This is a genomic window from Aliikangiella sp. G2MR2-5, from assembly GCF_015687155.1.
Taxonomy (GTDB): domain Bacteria; phylum Pseudomonadota; class Gammaproteobacteria; order Enterobacterales; family Kangiellaceae; genus Aliikangiella.
In genome coordinates this window covers 343,007-358,399 of the sequence record NZ_JADPQF010000002.1, presented here as the reverse complement: position 1 = coordinate 358,399, position 15,393 = coordinate 343,007, and the positions used below count along the sequence as shown (strand labels likewise).

Below are 15,393 nucleotides of genomic sequence, written 5' to 3'. Positions count from 1 at the left end.
TTAAAAGTATTCAGATAGACCTACGTGCATTCGAAGAAATGCCCATGCTTTTCAATTGTGTCCGAAAGGACTTTACAAAAAAATATAAATTAACAAATGACAGCGCTGTCATTTTAAGGTAAGCTTTAATTAGAAGCGATGAAGTAAGGTTTATGTAAAGGGTCAGGGTTTATAACCGATTGAGGACTGGTTGTGGTGTCAGATTTAGAAAAGGAAAATAACTTGTACCTGGGAATCGATGGTGGGGGAAGTAAGTGCCGAGCCATTATTTCTGATGATCAGGATCGAGTACTTGGCACGGGTGTAAGTGGTCCTGCTAACCCTTTACACGGTTTTCAAAAGAGTCTGGACTCGATACTCGCTGCCACTCATCTTGCTCTTAACGATGCGAATTTGGGTGAAAAACATATTGCTCAATTGATTGCCGGAATCGGACTGGCCGGTGTTAACCTTCCTGCTCTTTATCAACAAGTGCAGTCATGGCAGCATCCTTTCAAACAGATGCACCTGACGACAGATTTAGATATTGCCAGCCTTGGAGCTCATGGTGGAGACGATGGCGCGGTAATTATCGTTGGCACAGGATCCTGTGGATTTGTCAGTGTTGGTCAGCAGAAACTTACCTTTGGTGGACACGGATTTCCGATCGGCGATATTGCCAGCGGTGCATGGATGGGGCTGGAAGCAATTCGTCACACATTACAGGTTCTTGATGGATTTAAAGATTCATCCATACTGAGTGACTCAGTTAAAAGTTTTTATCAAGTGGATGAAGCCCTGACTTTGTCTGAAAAGGTTGCAGGACGTAGTTCCAGGCAGTACGCCAAGCTTGCAAAAGTCATCTTTAATGCAGCGGATGAAGGAGACTTAACTGCAAACGCAATTGTTAATCAGGGCATAGATTATATTTCCAGAATGACAAGAAGTATTTTATCAAAATCTCCGAAACGTCTAAGTATGATTGGTGGCCTGGCTCCTCTGGTATTAAGTCGACTACCTGACTACTTAAGTGAACAGTTTGTTGAGCCTATCGCTCAACCTGAGACTGGTGCGGTACTTTTTGCTCGCCAACAGCAAGCGCCTATATCTGGGACATCAAAGGTGGCGAGCTAGATAGATTTAGTTAGGAAATAAATTTAGTTAAAAATATATTTAGGCAAATAAATACTTAATAGATAGAGCGCAGTGGTCGTTGTAGTAGTCTCTTAATCGCTTACTCTGAAAATATTTTATCAATGAGATGAAAGAAATGGTTTCCAAAGTTACAACAATGAAAGAAAGTGATGGCTTTACTAGCTTAATGCAAAAAGAAGCGTCTGAAGCAGGAATAAAAATTTCCGAGCAACTTCATAGTAACGAAAAATTAATGCAATCACTTGCCAGCTCATTACGAGAGTTTTCTCCGCATGCAGTTATGCTGGTTGGGAGAGGTTCATCAGATCATGCCGGCGTTTTTGCTAAGTATTTAATTGAAATAGAGATAGGATTACCAACTTTTGCGGCGGCCCCTTCGGTTGCCACTATCTACAACCGGAGATTAAAACTGGACTCGACTCTTGTTATTGTTATTTCCCAGTCGGGACGCAGCCCAGACATTTTGCAACAAGCTCAACAGGCTAAAAATAGTGGTGCATTTTGTATCGCTCTACTTAATGACGAGTCTGCTCCTTTAGCAGACATTGTTGATTTTGTTGTACCTCTTAAAGTAGGAAAAGAACAATCAGTAGCCGCAACCAAAAGTTATCTGGCAACTTTAAGTGCGATTTTGCAACTTGTTGCTTACTGGCGACAGGATCTTGTCCTGACTGATGCGTTAAAACAGATCCCAGACGCACTAACCGCAGCAGTTAACCAAGCTCCTCAATTGATCATTGAGGATTTGAAAGGCGTGAATAATCTTGTTGTTCTAGGAAGAGGCTTGGGTTATGCAGTGAGCAAAGAAGTTGCGTTAAAGCTTAAAGAAGTTTTATCGATTCATGCAGAGGCCTTCAGTAGTGCTGAATTTCTTCATGGCCCGGTAACATTAGTCGAATCACAACTGAAAGTTCTCGAGTTACAGGTAGATGATGAGTCGCATAGTGCTCATCGTAAAATTATCGAAGAAATTAAAAAGCGAGGTGCTGAGCCTATTCATTTACACCAGAACAACAATGTTCATCCTCGTATTGCGCCGTTGGTTTTGCTTCAACGCTTCTATCTGGATATCGAAAAAATTGCCATCGCACGCGGGCTCGATCCAGATAATCCATGTGGACTGCTTAAAGTTACAGAGACCTTATAATGAATTCTTTTAGTCTTGCCGTAAGCGCTTTTTTTGACGGCGAAAAAATATTAGGTCCTCAGCGCGTTGATATTAACAATGGTCTAGTTAGTTATTTTGAATCGATCCCTGAAAGTGAAGTATCACACAAAGGATTATTAACCGCTGGATTTATTGACTGGCAGGTAAATGGCGGAGGCGGTGTGCTGTTTAATGAAAAGCCAACTTTAGACTCACTAATAGCGATATCACAAGCACATGTTCGCTTTGGCAGTACTGGCATTTTTCCAACCTTGATAACCGATGAATATTCAAAAATGGAGCTAGCCGCCAGCGCTGTTGCTGCGGCGCGTAGAGGAAATATTAATAATATTCTTGGTGTACATTTTGAAGGGCCACATTTATCTCTAGAAAAAAAAGGCGTTCATAGTGAACGTTTTATACGGCCAATCAGCCAGCGCGAAATCGATCTGTTTTGTAGAGAAGAGTTAGGTCGAGTAATAGTGACGCTTGCCCCGGAACAAGTCGATGTAGATATCATCGAACAGCTAACCGAAAAAAATGTCATTGTAAGTTTGGGGCATAGCAACGCCAGTTATAGTGGGGTCGTTGGCGCGCTAGCTGCTGGCGCTAGTGGGTTTACTCATCTGTTTAATGCCATGTCGCCTTTGACTTCAAGAGAACCCGGAATGGTTGGAGCTGCACTGACCAACCTGAAAAGCTACTATGGACTCATCATGGATGGTATTCATGTTCATCCTGCTGTGGCGAAACTTGCACTAAATGCTAACCCAAATATGACTCTCGTGACCGATGCTATGTCTGTCGTGGGTACTGATGAACAGAGCTTTGAATTGTTGGGGGAAACTATTACACGAACAGGAAGCCAATTAACGGATCCCCGAGGACGTTTAGCTGGCTCCGCGTTAGATATGGCTAACGCGGTTATCAATGCACAGAATATGTTGATGATTGACAAAACGCAGGCTCTCAATCTTGCCTCTAAAAATGTTGCTCATTTTTTATCAATGGAAAAGACTCTGGGAACCTTGTCGCCCGGGAAAAAGGCCAGTATGGTACTGCTCGAAGCAAACGGTAACGTGATAGCTTCATGGGTCGAAGGTGTTTTGGCTTACCAGCGAAAGAATTAATAACGATAAATATAAAAACTTTGGGAGAGAAGATGAATCAAGAAACAATTGCACTGGAGATGCCCGACTATCTCATTATATTTGGATTTATCGCACTTATCGTCGGTATTGGTTTGTACTTCAGTAAAAGAGCCAAGAGTACCAGTGACTTTTTTTTAGGAGGACGAAGTTTACCCTGGGTACTTGCTGGAACTTCCATGGTGGCAACAACCTTTGCCGCAGATACGCCCTTGGCGGTCACGGAACTCGTTAAGCAGGGAGGAATTGCTGGCAACTGGATGTGGTGGAATTTACTGGCTGGCGGGATGTTAACTACTTTCTTTTTTGCAAAATATTGGCGGCGAGCAGGGATACTGACCGATGTAGAACTTATTAATATCCGCTACTCAGGCCCTGAAGCAAAATTCCTACGAGGATTCAAAGCTATCTACATGGGGGTATTTGTTAACGCCCTGATTATTGGTTGGGTGAATCTTGCCTTGATGTCGCTTCTTCAAGTGTTTTTTGGAATATCTGATCAGCAAGCACTTTTCTGGACATTAGGTGCAATGTTGATTGTATTTGTTTACTCAGGATTTTCAGGTTTACTGGGGGTTGTTTATACCGACTTTGTTCAGTTTATTATCGCTATGACAGGTTCTATTGTACTGGCGGTAATGGTCGTGAATTCAGAACAAGTCGGTGGTATTGCCGGACTAAAAGCTGCACTCCCGGAAGAAACGCTTAGTTTTTTTCCAAGCTTTAATGGTGAAACTTCTGCCAGCGGTGTCTTAGCTGTGGGACTAGGCAGCTTTCTCGCTTTTCTGATATTGCCATGGTGGAACTCATGGTATCCGGGCGCTGAACCTGGTGGCGGAGGGTATGTCGTACAGCGAATGATGAGTGCCAAAGACGAAAAGAATGCCGTTTATGCAAATTTATATTTTCAGATTGCTCATTACTGTATCAGGCCCTGGCCCTGGATTTTAGTTGCACTAAGTTGTGTCATTCTATATCCGCAATTGCAAGGTACTGAAGCCAAGTTAGGCTATGTCATGGCAATGAAAGATTTTTTGCCAGTTGGTCTTAAAGGATTGCTACTGGCGGCATTTTTTGCAGCTTATATGAGTACCACTGCGTCACAACTTAATTGGGGGACCAGCTATATAATCAATGACTTTTACCGACCTTTCATTAAGTCGGAAGCAACTGAAAAAGAGTTAGTCACAACTTCAAGAATTTCAGTGTTAGTGATGATCTTGGTAGCCTTTGGTGTTACATCACAAATTAACTCCATTGCTGCAGTTTGGAATTTTTTACTACAAACAGGCGCTGGGCTTGGATTAGTTCTCATTCTGCGTTGGTATTGGTGGCGAATAAATGCATGGACAGAAATTGCTGGTACCATTGCTCCATTTATCGGCTACGCTATAGTTACTTTTGTCTTCGCTAAGCAGGTGGATCCGTCCTGGGGGGCGCCTATTATCGAAAACCCGAAAGGCTTCATCTTTACGATCGGATTTACGATTAGTTGTTGGTTAGTTGTAACCTTTATGACTCAGCCTACAGACGACAAAGTCTTACAGTCCTTTTATCAAAAAATAAAGCCTGCAGGAAACTGGAAGCCCTTTGTCAAAAATGATGAGAGTAACCAGAAATTATGGAAGTTGTTTGTACTATGGATTTCCGCGGTGATTATGGCCTACTCAATCCTATTTGCTACCGGTAGTTTGATTTTTCAAAACTGGAATGAAATGTTGCTGTATCTTGGGATTTTTTCAATTTCGCTAGTTAGCGTAAAAGTTTTGGCGAGCCAGGTTAAAGTTTTTGAATAGATCTTTTCTCGTCGCCAACTGAAGAGATCGGATTATTGACGTCGCTAAGGCGCCTGTAATTTTATTATGAAAGAAAAATATTCTACTAAAGTTGAGTCAAATTCAGAAATATTGAAAAGCACTGAATCTAATCCTGATAGGCTTTTGTCTCTGGATGCGCTTCGCGGCTTCGATATGATATGGATTTTAGGTGCTGAGCGAATTTTTGTCTCACTATTTGTATTAACTGGCTGGTCGTTTTTTCAAGATCTGGCCGTTCAGTTTGAGCATAGTCAGTGGCATGGCTTTACCTTCTATGACTTAATTTTCCCATTATTTATCTTTATATCTGGAGTTACTCTGGGCTTGTCGCGCAGACAAATTGCATCCTTTGCACAAAGCCAGCGACAAGCATTATATCTAAAAGCAACTAAGCGTCTTTTTATTCTCTGCATATTGGGGATTTTATATAACCATGGATGGGGACAGGGGATACCTGCCAACTTGCAGGAAATTCGTTATGCAAGTGTCTTAATGCGAATAGGAGTTGCCTGGTTTTTTACTGCAATGATTGTCTGGCATTTTAATTTGCGAATTCAGTTTATTTTCGGATTCACTATTTTATTAAGTTATTGGTTATTGCAAAGTTTTGTTCCAACACCTGCGGGTGGTATAGGCTATTTCAATCTATCGGACTCATGGAATGGCTGGGTTGATCAGAATTTTCTACCGGGTGCAACCTACCAACACCAGTCGGCTGATCCTGAAGGCATATTGTCACACTTTCCTGCGATCGTTAATGGTATTGCCGGTGCCATTGTCGGACAAACGGTTCGCTTGATTAAAGCCAAAAAAAAGCAAATTGGAATAATATCAATTGCTTCTTTACTCTGTATTGTTACAGGCTTTTTCTGGGGTCTGGTTTATCCTGTTAATAAATTTCTGTGGACTGGAAGTTTCTCTTTGGTCTCTATCGGATATAGTGGCCTGCTATTTGTACTTTTTTATACGATGTTTGATATCCTGCATTGGAAAAAGCTTGGTATCTTTTTTGCGATTATTGGTTGTAACGCTGTACTCCTATATTTAATGAGTAGTCTATTTGACTGGCAATATTTGGTAAATAGCATTATGGGCGGAATCTATTCGATGTTTTCGGAACACGCCCGTAATTTACTTAGCATAGCAACCCTTGTTCTCATACAGTGGTTGTTTGCACTGTTCCTTTTCAGCCGCCGATGGTTTTTTAAAATTTAGAGAAGCGCGTAAAAATTTTTGAAAATCAATGTGAAAATTTCCATTTGTACAAAAAACTAACAATTTTCTCTGGCATAAAAACTCAATTCAGTGTATGGTCTATACAATCAAAATGACAGCGTTGTCAATTTGAGAAAAAAAGAAAATTGAATGGATGGTTGAAGAGTGTTTCCGTCGTAGTAAAGGCCAGGCAGCTTAAGAGCAAAACATTGTTGTAACCATTAACGCGACAAGTGAGAAAAGGGGGAGAGGATGTCATCTCAAAAGTTTAAAAGACGGGTGCTTGCTACCAGTATTGCTATGGTACTGAGTGGCAGCATATCTGTATCACTGCATGCAGCAGAGCAAGAAAGCGAAAAAGATAAAAAAGAAGCAAGTGAACCAGCCGAGCAAAAAATGGTGATCCGGGGTATTCGCGGTAGCCTTAAAGCCAACATCAATATGAAGCGATTTGCTGATACTGTTTCAGACGCGATTACAGCCGAGGATATTGGTAAGTTTCCTGATAAAAATGTTTCTGAGTCATTATCCAGAATTACCGGAGTAGGGGTAAGCAGAGAATTTGGAGAAGGTGAAAAAATCACTATTCGAGGTTCTGATCCAACACAAAATAGAAGTTTGCTTAATGGTCAGAATGTGGGAACTGCTGACTGGTTCATTCTTGATCAGCCTTCTCGCGGCTTTAACTATACCTTGCTGCCTTCTTCACTGGTTAAAGGCTTGGAAGTTCATAAATCTCCAGAAGCTAATATTGACGAAGGTTCCATTGGCGGGACTGTAATTTTACGTACTCGTCGACCGCTTGAATTAGAAGCCAACTCAGTAAATGTTGGTATTCAGGGACAATACTCAGATACTTCGGGTGATATTGATCCGCAAATCGATGCGCTTTATTCCTGGAAAAACACAGAGGGCAATGCCGGATTTCTTCTTTCAGTAACCAAACAAGATCGCTTTGTGCAACGAGAAGGTCTGGAGGTACTGGGGTGGACATCCAAAGACTTGCATCCTCAAGGCTATCGTGCTCCTAAAGATATTGGTAATCCACTGTTTCGACAAAACAGGGAGCGACAAACAATCTTTGCCAGCGCCCAGTTTGTACCGACAGATAGTCTGGATGTGACTTTTAACCTGCTCGATTCAGAAATGGATGCGAATAACTCGAATCAGAACCTGTTAATTCGTCCGCAGAATGATTTGGCAGACTTAACAAACACTTCTATGGAAGGAATTAATATCTTCGCGGCAACCGTCGCAGCTGATGGTTCCTACGAATGGGATTTTATTAACCGTGAGTCGCGTACAGAAACCAGTTCGTATGATTTGGACATTAACTATGATGGTGATGGCTCCCGTTTACATATTCAGATAGGAACAACGGAAGCTGAAGGCGGAACTTACAATGAAACTTCATGGAGCTTTATTCCTAATGTTGATCCGTCCGAATCAGGCTACTCTTTCGATTTGTCAGGAACTCCAACCATTAATATCGGAGTCGATCCGACAAATGGTGCGTTGTGGGGACAAAACTGGACCTGGGGTGGTAACAAACCAACAACCGATGAAGAGACTTATGCTCAGCTAGATTATGTTTTTGACGTCGAATGGAATAATTTCACTTCCATTGAAACCGGTATCAAATTACGAGACCACGATCGTACCCAGGGACGTCAAGCATACAGTTGGCATGGTCCAGGTACTTCTGCAGATCCTGATTCAGCTTATATGTGGGATATTTTTGCACAATGCCCTACGCTAGATCTTTGTGGCCAGTCGGTAGGAACTGCTTCGATTGCGGGTAATGTAGTCGCCGGTAATGTGGTTAATCAGTTATTAGGTGATCGAGATGCATTTATGCGCCTAGGTTTTGCTGGCGACGCTGATTTTGCAATCAGTGATATCCTTGCAGAAAACTGGGCCATCAATGAAACAATTACCGCTGCTTATGTTAAAGGAAATTTTGAAGGAGATAATATTCGTGGAAATGTTGGTCTTCGCTGGGTGAAAACAGAACAATCTGCATCTTCCAATGAATTTAGCGGTGACTCCTGGGGATTCCATACCGTTGATCGAGATTGGCTAACGCCATCTTATCTGGCATGGGTTACTGAAGAGCGTAGCTACTCAGAAATATTGCCTAGCTTTAATCTTGCCTATAATCTTGATGATGATCGGATCATTCGATTTGCCGCCGCCCGGGTTATGGCGAGACCGAACTTTTCTGATTTGGCACCGAGTGTTGCGCTAGGAAATCTGAACGGCGCAGAGCCAACTGCTGTCGCTGGTAATCCGGGTCTTAAACCAACGATTGCAGACCAGTTTGACATTTCCTATGAGTGGTACTTTGATGATGCTTCAATTTTTTCTGCTACTTTCTTTTACAAAGATATCGAAAGTTACCGAGATACTACCAGTTATGTCGAGGCGTTTTATAATGAAACAATTTCTGACTATGTCGACGTTGAAGTATTTGTGCCTTCCAACGGGGTGGGGGGAACAACTAAAGGTATAGAACTGGGTTTCCAACAGCAGTGGGAAGCTTTTGGTCTTGCGGCAAACTATACCTATACCGATGCAGAGCATGACGCTGGACTATCAGTTGCCGGTGCATCAGAACATATGTTCAATACTACTTTTTTCTATGAGACAGACGACTTCGGTGCTCGTTTGATGTACAACTATCGTAGTGAATGGTTTAATGGACCACATTGGACTGGTGCTGAACTTTGGACGGAATCGTTTGGACAGATCGACTTTAGCTCATCATATAACTTAACTGAAAACGTTGATCTTGTATTTGAAGCTGTCAATCTGAATGATGAAGAAGTGGTTCGTTATGATGGAGACCCTGCTCGTCTTATGTCTATCTACCAAAATGGCCGAAGATTTGTTTTAGGAGTTAACCTTTCGTTCTAAGATAGTTGTGTCAGCTGAGTATTAAAAGACCGGACTTGTTCCGGCCTTTTTTATTTGCGCACAGTTTATAAAGCAATAAATAGAAAAGCCGTCTATTAATGACGGCTTGAAATATTAAATTTGGTATTAGGCAGCGTCGTTCAATGTATTTTTTTCTATCCGGCTTAACTGCAGTGCATTGTCCAGCATACGGTTGGAAAATCCCCATTCGTTGTCGTACCAGGCCATTACTTTGACCAACTTTCCATTCACCTTGGTTTGGCTGGCATCGAACACCGAAGAGGCCGGGTGGTGGTTGAAGTCAATAGAAACCAGAGGTTCATCACTATAGTCGAGTACTTTGCCCATAGCTCCTGAAGTCGCTGCTTTTATCGCGGCGTTTACCTCTCCAATACTGGTTTCCTTTTGTGCCACAAAAGTTAAATCAACCAGTGAAACGTTGAGAGTAGGCACTCGAACCGCCATTCCGTCCAGTTTGCCATTGAGTTCCGGTAAAACCAGCCCGACTGCTGCCGCAGCTCCCGTTTTGGTCGGGATCATCGATTGTGTTGCGGCGCGCGCGCGATACATATCCTCGTGATCAAGATCGAGTAAATTCTGATCGTTGGTGACAGCATGAATGGTCGTCATACTTCCTTGTTCAATACCAACCGACTCATTTAATATTTTTGCGATAGGTGCCAGACAGTTGGTTGTGCAAGAAGCATTGGATATCACCTGCATTTCGGCTTTTAGTGTCGAGTGATTGACTCCGTGAACAATGGTTGCATCGGCATTCTTCGTTGGTGCTGATACGATCACTTTTCTTGCACCCGCTTTAATATGTGCCAAAGCTAATTCTTTTGAGGTGAAGCGACCGGTACATTCCAATACATAGTCAACGCCTAGCGCTTGCCAGGGTAAAAGTTCCGGATCAGCCTGGTTGGTGTAGAGTATCTTTTCGTCATTGATAATAATATTCTCACCGTCCTGCGCTACCTTTTGAGCAAAGCGACCATGGACAGAGTCATATTTTAACAGGTGGGTGGCTGATTCTAGTTTACCCAAATCGTTGATAGCAACTAGTTGAATTTCATCGTGGTAGGTATTTTCGTAAAGCGCACGCACGATATTACGGCCGATTCGGCCAAAGCCGTTGATGGCTATTTTTAGTTTCATTGCTCGGTCCTCAAGTTGTTTCTTAGCCCGATAAATTTCGGTTGATGGATGAGGATATTTCGCGTGCTCTTCGTGTAATTTCAGACCAATTGTTATTTTTTATCAGATCTGATTCTGCTACCCAGGAACTGCCTGCGCAGATGACATTTTTTATTGTTAGATATTCCTGAATATTATTCTGATTGATTCCACCTGTTGGACAGAACTTTATTTCTGGTAGTGGTGCCGCGATACTTCGAAGCATTTTTTGACCACCAGCTGCTTCCGCCGGGAAGAACTTTAGAAAGCGGAATCCCTGTTGGTAAAGCGACATAACTTCACTTGGTGTAACCGCTCCAGGAAGTAGCGGTGTATCATGATAACGGGAGCCATCAATCAAGGACTTTGTCGCACCCGGACTAACCAGAAAATGGGCTCCGGCGGCAACTGAATTCTGTAATCGTGTTACATCAGTTACCGTTCCAGCTCCTACACACATACTTGGAACTTTCTGACTTATTGTTGCAATTGATTCAAGAGCGGATTCTGTACGCAAAGTGATCTCGATAATTTTAATACCTCCCTGAATTAGAGCATTCACCAGAGGAAGTGATTTTCTGGAATCGTCTATTTCGACCACAGGAATCACCGGTGATAGTGACAGGTATTTGGATAAAGATTCTTGTTCCATTAGTTGATACTCGATTAACTAAGGTGCCCAGTAAATATTTATTGGGATGTCTTTTAGTTGTAAAATTGCGCGAACAGGCATTTCCATAGTTGAGCCTGCTCGTTTTGCTTTTTGATATGTTTTGAGTTTTTTATCGCCGGTAATGAGCAGTTTGATCTGGCGGCTTCTTTTTATTGCGTTTATTGTTAGAGACAAGCGTTGCTGATACTTTCCCGCGGCAGCAGAATTGACCGCATCGATGGGACAACATAGAGTCGACTCGCTATTTAATCCCGTTTCTAGTCCAATTGAGTTTGGAAAAAGTGAAGCAGTGTGGCCATCATTGCCCATTCCCAATATTGTGAGATCAAATGGAGTATTTAGTTTTTTATAACAATTTTCGATTGTAGCGCATGCTTCGACAGGCGATTGACCATCAATCTTCATTGTCGTGAGGCGTGCATCGCGGGCAAGATTCTTAAGCAGGTTTATTCGAATAAGTCTTTCATTGCTAGCTTCGTTGTCAGGATTAACCCAACGCTCATCTACCATTGCTACTTTTATTCGTTGCCAGGGCAACTTTGTTTTTGACAAGGAGCAGTAAAGCGGTTTTGGTGTTGTACCACCTGAAACCAGAAACGTGGCCTCACCCTGTTGCTGGACTGCTTTCTCCAGTTGATATTGAGTGTTAGCCAACAGGGATTGATACATCTCCTGTTGACTCTGAAAAAAGCGCTCAATAATTTGAGTCATAGTAACTCCTTGTGTTCAAAATTGTCATAAACATTCATTCATCCGGGTTATGCCAATAGCGACCATCATTAGCTAGCAAACGATCCGATGACTCGGGTCCCCAGCTACCGGCACGGTAGAGCTCTGGCTGATAATTGTCCTTACGCCAGCCTTCGATAATAGGATCTACCCAGCGCCACGCAGTGTCGATCTCTTCTCTATGAATAAATAAACTGGGGTCATTGGCGATCACATCGAGTAACAAGCGCTTATAAGCATCACTTTGTAAGGATGTACTATTATCATTTAGATTGAGATCCAGTAATTCCTGTTTTAATTGCGTTTCTGCTTTATTGAGTTTTTTCGAAGTAATCGAAAGCTGAATTCTCTCTTCAGGTTGCAACCTTATAATTAATCGATTGGGTTGGCTAATTCCTGCTTGTGAGCTGAATAGTTGATGAGATACAGGTTTAAACTGAACAGAAATTTCTGCGCAGCGTTGCTTGAGTCGTTTTCCGGTACGTAAATAAAATGGAACACCGGACCAGCGCCAATTGTCCACAAAAGTACGAATTGCAACAAAGGTCTCGCAAAAACTTTGTGGTTTTTTCAGTTCTTCAAGATAACCCGGTACAAGGTTATCTGCCAATTGACCAGAAACATATTGGCCGCGAATCGTCTCCTGTCTGATAGAATCAACACTAACAGGTCTTAGTGCTTTGAGAACCTTAATTTTTTCCGTCCGAATGTTATCGCCAGAAAATTCATTTGGCGGTTCCATAGCTATCAGGCAAAGAAGCTGGAGCAGGTGATTCTGCACCATATCGCGCATTGCTCCTGCATCATTGTAAAAGCCGGCACGACCTTCAAGTCCTACGGTTTCACCAATTGAAATCTGAATATGATCAATTGATTTTCTGTCCCACATATTTTCAAATAGCAAATTGGAAAAGCGAAGTATCATCAAATTCTGTACTGTTTCTTTACCCAGGTAGTGATCGATTCGAAATATTTGCTTTTCATTAAAGTACTTACCAACTTCTGAATTAATTTCTTCTGCTGAGGTCTGGTTATATCCAATCGGCTTTTCCAGTACTACTCGACTATGCCTGTTAATTAACTTGAATCGCGCCAGCTGCCGACAACAAAGAGCGTAAAGAGATGGAGCGATGGATAAATAAAATATACGCTCTCGCCTGTTATCGAGTCTTTGCTCGAGTTGTTGCCAGTCATGTTTTTCATTTTCAATATCAAGTTGAATTGGGAAAAGCCGTTTTTTAAACTGTAGCCACGTTTCGCTACAGAATTCGTTTTCGCTCAGGTGTTCTTGCAAAGAATCCTTTAGTTTTGTTAGGTAAGAGTCCTTTTGGGAGTTGCTACGACATGTAAGATGAATTTTGAAATCTCCAGAAAGCGACTTTTCTGAGTATGAACGATATAAGGCCGGTAATAGTTTTCTAAGTGCAAGGTCTCCGGTAGCACCGAATATCACCAGATCACAATGGTTGGTCATAAGTTACCTCGCGCGGATAAAATTCGGTTTGATTGTTCGTTGAATATCTAATTTCAAAGTCAAAAATAGTTGCGCCTTCTTCTGCGCTTGATACCCGATCTCGAAAGATACTAAAAAGCTCTCGGCCGACAGAGTACTGATCTGAACAATCTCGTTTTACTAAAGCGGAGCGCTGCTTAATTTGCGCTTCGTCAAGATCGACAGAAAGCTGATTTTCTTGACAGTCTAAAGTAACCATATCTCCATCCCGAAGTTTGCCTATCATTCCTTCCTCTAGTGCTTCAGGAGATAAATGAATTGCAGCAGGAACTTTGCCTGACGCACCAGACATTCGACCATCAGTGACTAGCGCTACTTTATAACCTTGATCTTGAAGAGAGCCTAGTATCGGCGTGAGTTTATGAAGTTCTGGCATGCCATTGGATTTGGGACCTTGAAATATTACTACTGCAATAAAGTCCTGATAAAGCTGTCCTTGTTTAAATGCCTCGATCACTGCTTCCTGTGAATAGAATATTTTCGCCGGCGCAGTAATCGTTTGTTTGCTTTTTTCAACTGCAGAAGTTTTTATAATTGCACGACCCAGATTACCCGATAGCAATTTAAGACCTCCATTATTAGAAAACGGCGAATTGACTTCTCTGAGAGTATCTTTGTCCTTGCTCTTGCCTGTTTGAGCCTGCCATACGACTTTTTCTCGAATCACATTTTTTTTATCGCTTGCTTCTATCTTGATTTGCTTATCATGATTGTCAGTGATAATTACTTTTTGTTTGACTAGTTCTGGTACACGACAATAGTTCTCAAGGCCAAATCCCATGACAGTATTTACGTCGTTATGCAGTAAATTACCTGCTAGTAACTCTCTAATTAAAAACGCCATTCCTCCCGATTGATGAAATTGGTTTATATCTGCTTCGCCGTTCGGGTAAACCCGACAAAGTAAGGGAATAACTTTAGAAAGCTCTGCCATATCTTGCCAGGTTATTTGGATTCCTGCGGCACGTGCGATAGCGATTAAATGTAAGGTATGATTTGTAGAACCGCCGCTTGCGAGCAAACCAGTGATACCATTAACTATTGCTTTTTCATCAACAATATCGGCCAGGCAAATATTTCTGCCATTTTCTTTTGCGAGAGATGTGAGCCTAATAACCGCTTCTTCAGTGAGAGGTTTTCTTAGTTTGCTATCTGGATTTTCAAATGAACTTCCGGCAAGTTGAAGGCCCATAATCTCCATAAGCATTTGATTGCTATTTGCGGTACCATAAAAAGTACAGGTGCCAGGACTATGATAGGATTCACTCTCAGTTTTCAACAGAGTCTTTTTATCTACTTTTCCTTGAGCGTAGAGTTGTCTGATGGACGCTTTTTCTTTATTTGAAATTCCAGAAGTCATTGGGCCTGCCGGTATAAATATTGTGGGAAGGTGACCAAACGACAGGGCGCCGATCAATAATCCAGGTACAATTTTGTCGCATATACCTAGCAGCACGACACCATCAAACATTTGATGAGACAGAGCAATCGCGGTTGACATGGCGATATGATCGCGGCTAAATAGTGAGAGCTCCATTCCAGGAAGCCCCTGAGTGACACCATCACACATCGCGGGCACTCCGCCAGCAAACTGCACTGTGCTTCCATATTGGCGGGCAATTTTCCGAATAATCTCTGGATACTCGAAATACGGCTGGTGAGCTGAGAGCATCTCATTGTAGGCGCTTACTATTGCCAGGTTTGGGTCTTTGTTTTCACTAAGAGAAAGCTTTTCTTGAGCAGAGCATGCTGCAAATCCATGGGCGAGGTTTCCACACGCAAGTCGCTGACGGTATGGAGTCTCCGTTCTTTGCAGTGATATTTTTTTTAGATAACTGTCGCGAGATCTACAACTTCGTTCTTTGATCGTTCGGGTTACCTTGGCAACGATTGAATGAACCATTTTTTTCTCTATATTTTCCCGC

The 15,393-nt window shown here is 42.2% G+C and carries 11 protein-coding genes; 6 read left to right on the top strand and 5 right to left on the bottom strand.

Translation table 11 applies throughout. The features are described from left to right. Nucleotides 1-195 precede the first annotated feature (195 nt). The 6 genes from nagK to IYN84_RS08930 all read left to right on the top strand — a co-directional run bounded on the left by nagK (nt 196) and on the right by IYN84_RS08930 (nt 9,377). A complete protein-coding gene (gene nagK / locus IYN84_RS08955) occupies nt 196-1,113 on the top strand; it encodes an N-acetylglucosamine kinase (RefSeq protein ID WP_210330363.1) in 918 nt (305 codons plus the stop codon). A 136-nt stretch (nt 1,114-1,249) separates the two neighbouring features. Next, nucleotides 1,250-2,281 carry a glucosamine-6-phosphate deaminase NagB-II gene (gene nagB-II, locus IYN84_RS08950; protein ID WP_210330362.1) on the top strand — a complete coding sequence of 344 codons (1,032 nt, stop codon included), beginning with the start codon at nt 1,250-1,252 and terminating at the stop codon, nt 2,279-2,281. Next, nucleotides 2,281-3,411 carry an N-acetylglucosamine-6-phosphate deacetylase gene (gene nagA / locus IYN84_RS08945; RefSeq protein WP_196138860.1) on the top strand — a complete coding sequence of 377 codons (1,131 nt, stop codon included), beginning with the start codon at nt 2,281-2,283 and terminating at the stop codon, nt 3,409-3,411. The genes nagB-II and nagA overlap by 1 nt, the downstream gene beginning before the upstream one ends. A 32-nt stretch (nt 3,412-3,443) precedes the next feature. Then, a complete protein-coding gene (locus IYN84_RS08940) occupies nt 3,444-5,225 on the top strand; it encodes a sodium:solute symporter family protein (protein WP_210330361.1) in 1,782 nt (593 codons plus the stop codon). 66 nt (nt 5,226-5,291) lie between these two features. Then, entirely contained in the window at nt 5,292-6,461 is a 1,170-nt protein-coding gene (nagX, locus tag IYN84_RS08935; protein WP_196138859.1) for a transmembrane glucosamine N-acetyltransferase NagX, read from the top strand. 252 nt (nt 6,462-6,713) lie between these two features. Further along, nucleotides 6,714-9,377, top strand: coding sequence for a TonB-dependent receptor (locus tag IYN84_RS08930; protein WP_196138858.1), 2,664 nt, complete (start codon nt 6,714-6,716; stop codon nt 9,375-9,377). Nucleotides 9,378-9,503: 126 nt separating this feature from the next. Here IYN84_RS08930 and gap read toward each other — a convergent pair whose 3' ends face one another. Genes gap through IYN84_RS08905 form a run of 5 tightly spaced genes read right to left on the bottom strand, consistent with a single transcriptional unit; the run spans nt 9,504 to nt 15,371 of the window. Continuing rightward, on the bottom strand, nt 9,504-10,535 hold the full coding sequence (gene gap, locus IYN84_RS08925; protein WP_196138857.1) for a type I glyceraldehyde-3-phosphate dehydrogenase: 1,032 nt from the start codon (nt 10,533-10,535) through the stop codon (nt 9,504-9,506). 22 nt (nt 10,536-10,557) lie between these two features. Next, nucleotides 10,558-11,205 carry a bifunctional 4-hydroxy-2-oxoglutarate aldolase/2-dehydro-3-deoxy-phosphogluconate aldolase gene (gene eda / locus IYN84_RS08920; RefSeq protein WP_196138856.1) on the bottom strand — a complete coding sequence of 216 codons (648 nt, stop codon included), beginning with the start codon at nt 11,203-11,205 and terminating at the stop codon, nt 10,558-10,560. Nucleotides 11,206-11,223: 18 nt separating this feature from the next. Next, entirely contained in the window at nt 11,224-11,937 is a 714-nt protein-coding gene (gene pgl / locus IYN84_RS08915; protein ID WP_196138855.1) for a 6-phosphogluconolactonase, read from the bottom strand. A 34-nt stretch (nt 11,938-11,971) separates the two neighbouring features. Continuing rightward, nucleotides 11,972-13,429, bottom strand: a complete 1,458-nt coding sequence (zwf, locus tag IYN84_RS08910; protein WP_196138854.1) for a glucose-6-phosphate dehydrogenase — start codon at nt 13,427-13,429, stop codon at nt 11,972-11,974. Continuing rightward, nucleotides 13,413-15,371, bottom strand: coding sequence for a dihydroxy-acid dehydratase (locus IYN84_RS08905; protein ID WP_196138853.1), 1,959 nt, complete (start codon nt 15,369-15,371; stop codon nt 13,413-13,415). Before IYN84_RS08905 ends, zwf begins: the two co-directional genes overlap by 17 nt. Nucleotides 15,372-15,393: the final 22 nt, after the last annotated feature.

Excerpts from the sequence above, each read along its gene's own strand:
- nagB-II (WP_210330362.1), top strand. The coding sequence starts at position 1,250 with ATGGTTTCCAAAGTTACAACAATGAAAGAAAGTGATGGCTTTACTAGC.
- nagA (WP_196138860.1), top strand. The coding sequence starts at position 2,281 with ATGAATTCTTTTAGTCTTGCCGTAAGCGCTTTTTTTGACGGCGAAAAA.
- IYN84_RS08940 (WP_210330361.1), top strand. The coding sequence starts at position 3,444 with ATGAATCAAGAAACAATTGCACTGGAGATGCCCGACTATCTCATTATA.
- nagX (WP_196138859.1), top strand. The coding sequence starts at position 5,292 with ATGAAAGAAAAATATTCTACTAAAGTTGAGTCAAATTCAGAAATATTG.
- IYN84_RS08930 (WP_196138858.1), top strand. The coding sequence starts at position 6,714 with ATGTCATCTCAAAAGTTTAAAAGACGGGTGCTTGCTACCAGTATTGCT.
- gap (WP_196138857.1), bottom strand. The coding sequence starts at position 10,535 with ATGAAACTAAAAATAGCCATCAACGGCTTTGGCCGAATCGGCCGTAAT.
- eda (WP_196138856.1), bottom strand. The coding sequence starts at position 11,205 with ATGGAACAAGAATCTTTATCCAAATACCTGTCACTATCACCGGTGATT.
- pgl (WP_196138855.1), bottom strand. The coding sequence starts at position 11,937 with ATGACTCAAATTATTGAGCGCTTTTTTCAGAGTCAACAGGAGATGTAT.
- zwf (WP_196138854.1), bottom strand. The coding sequence starts at position 13,429 with ATGACCAACCATTGTGATCTGGTGATATTCGGTGCTACCGGAGACCTT.
- IYN84_RS08905 (WP_196138853.1), bottom strand. The coding sequence starts at position 15,371 with ATGGTTCATTCAATCGTTGCCAAGGTAACCCGAACGATCAAAGAACGA.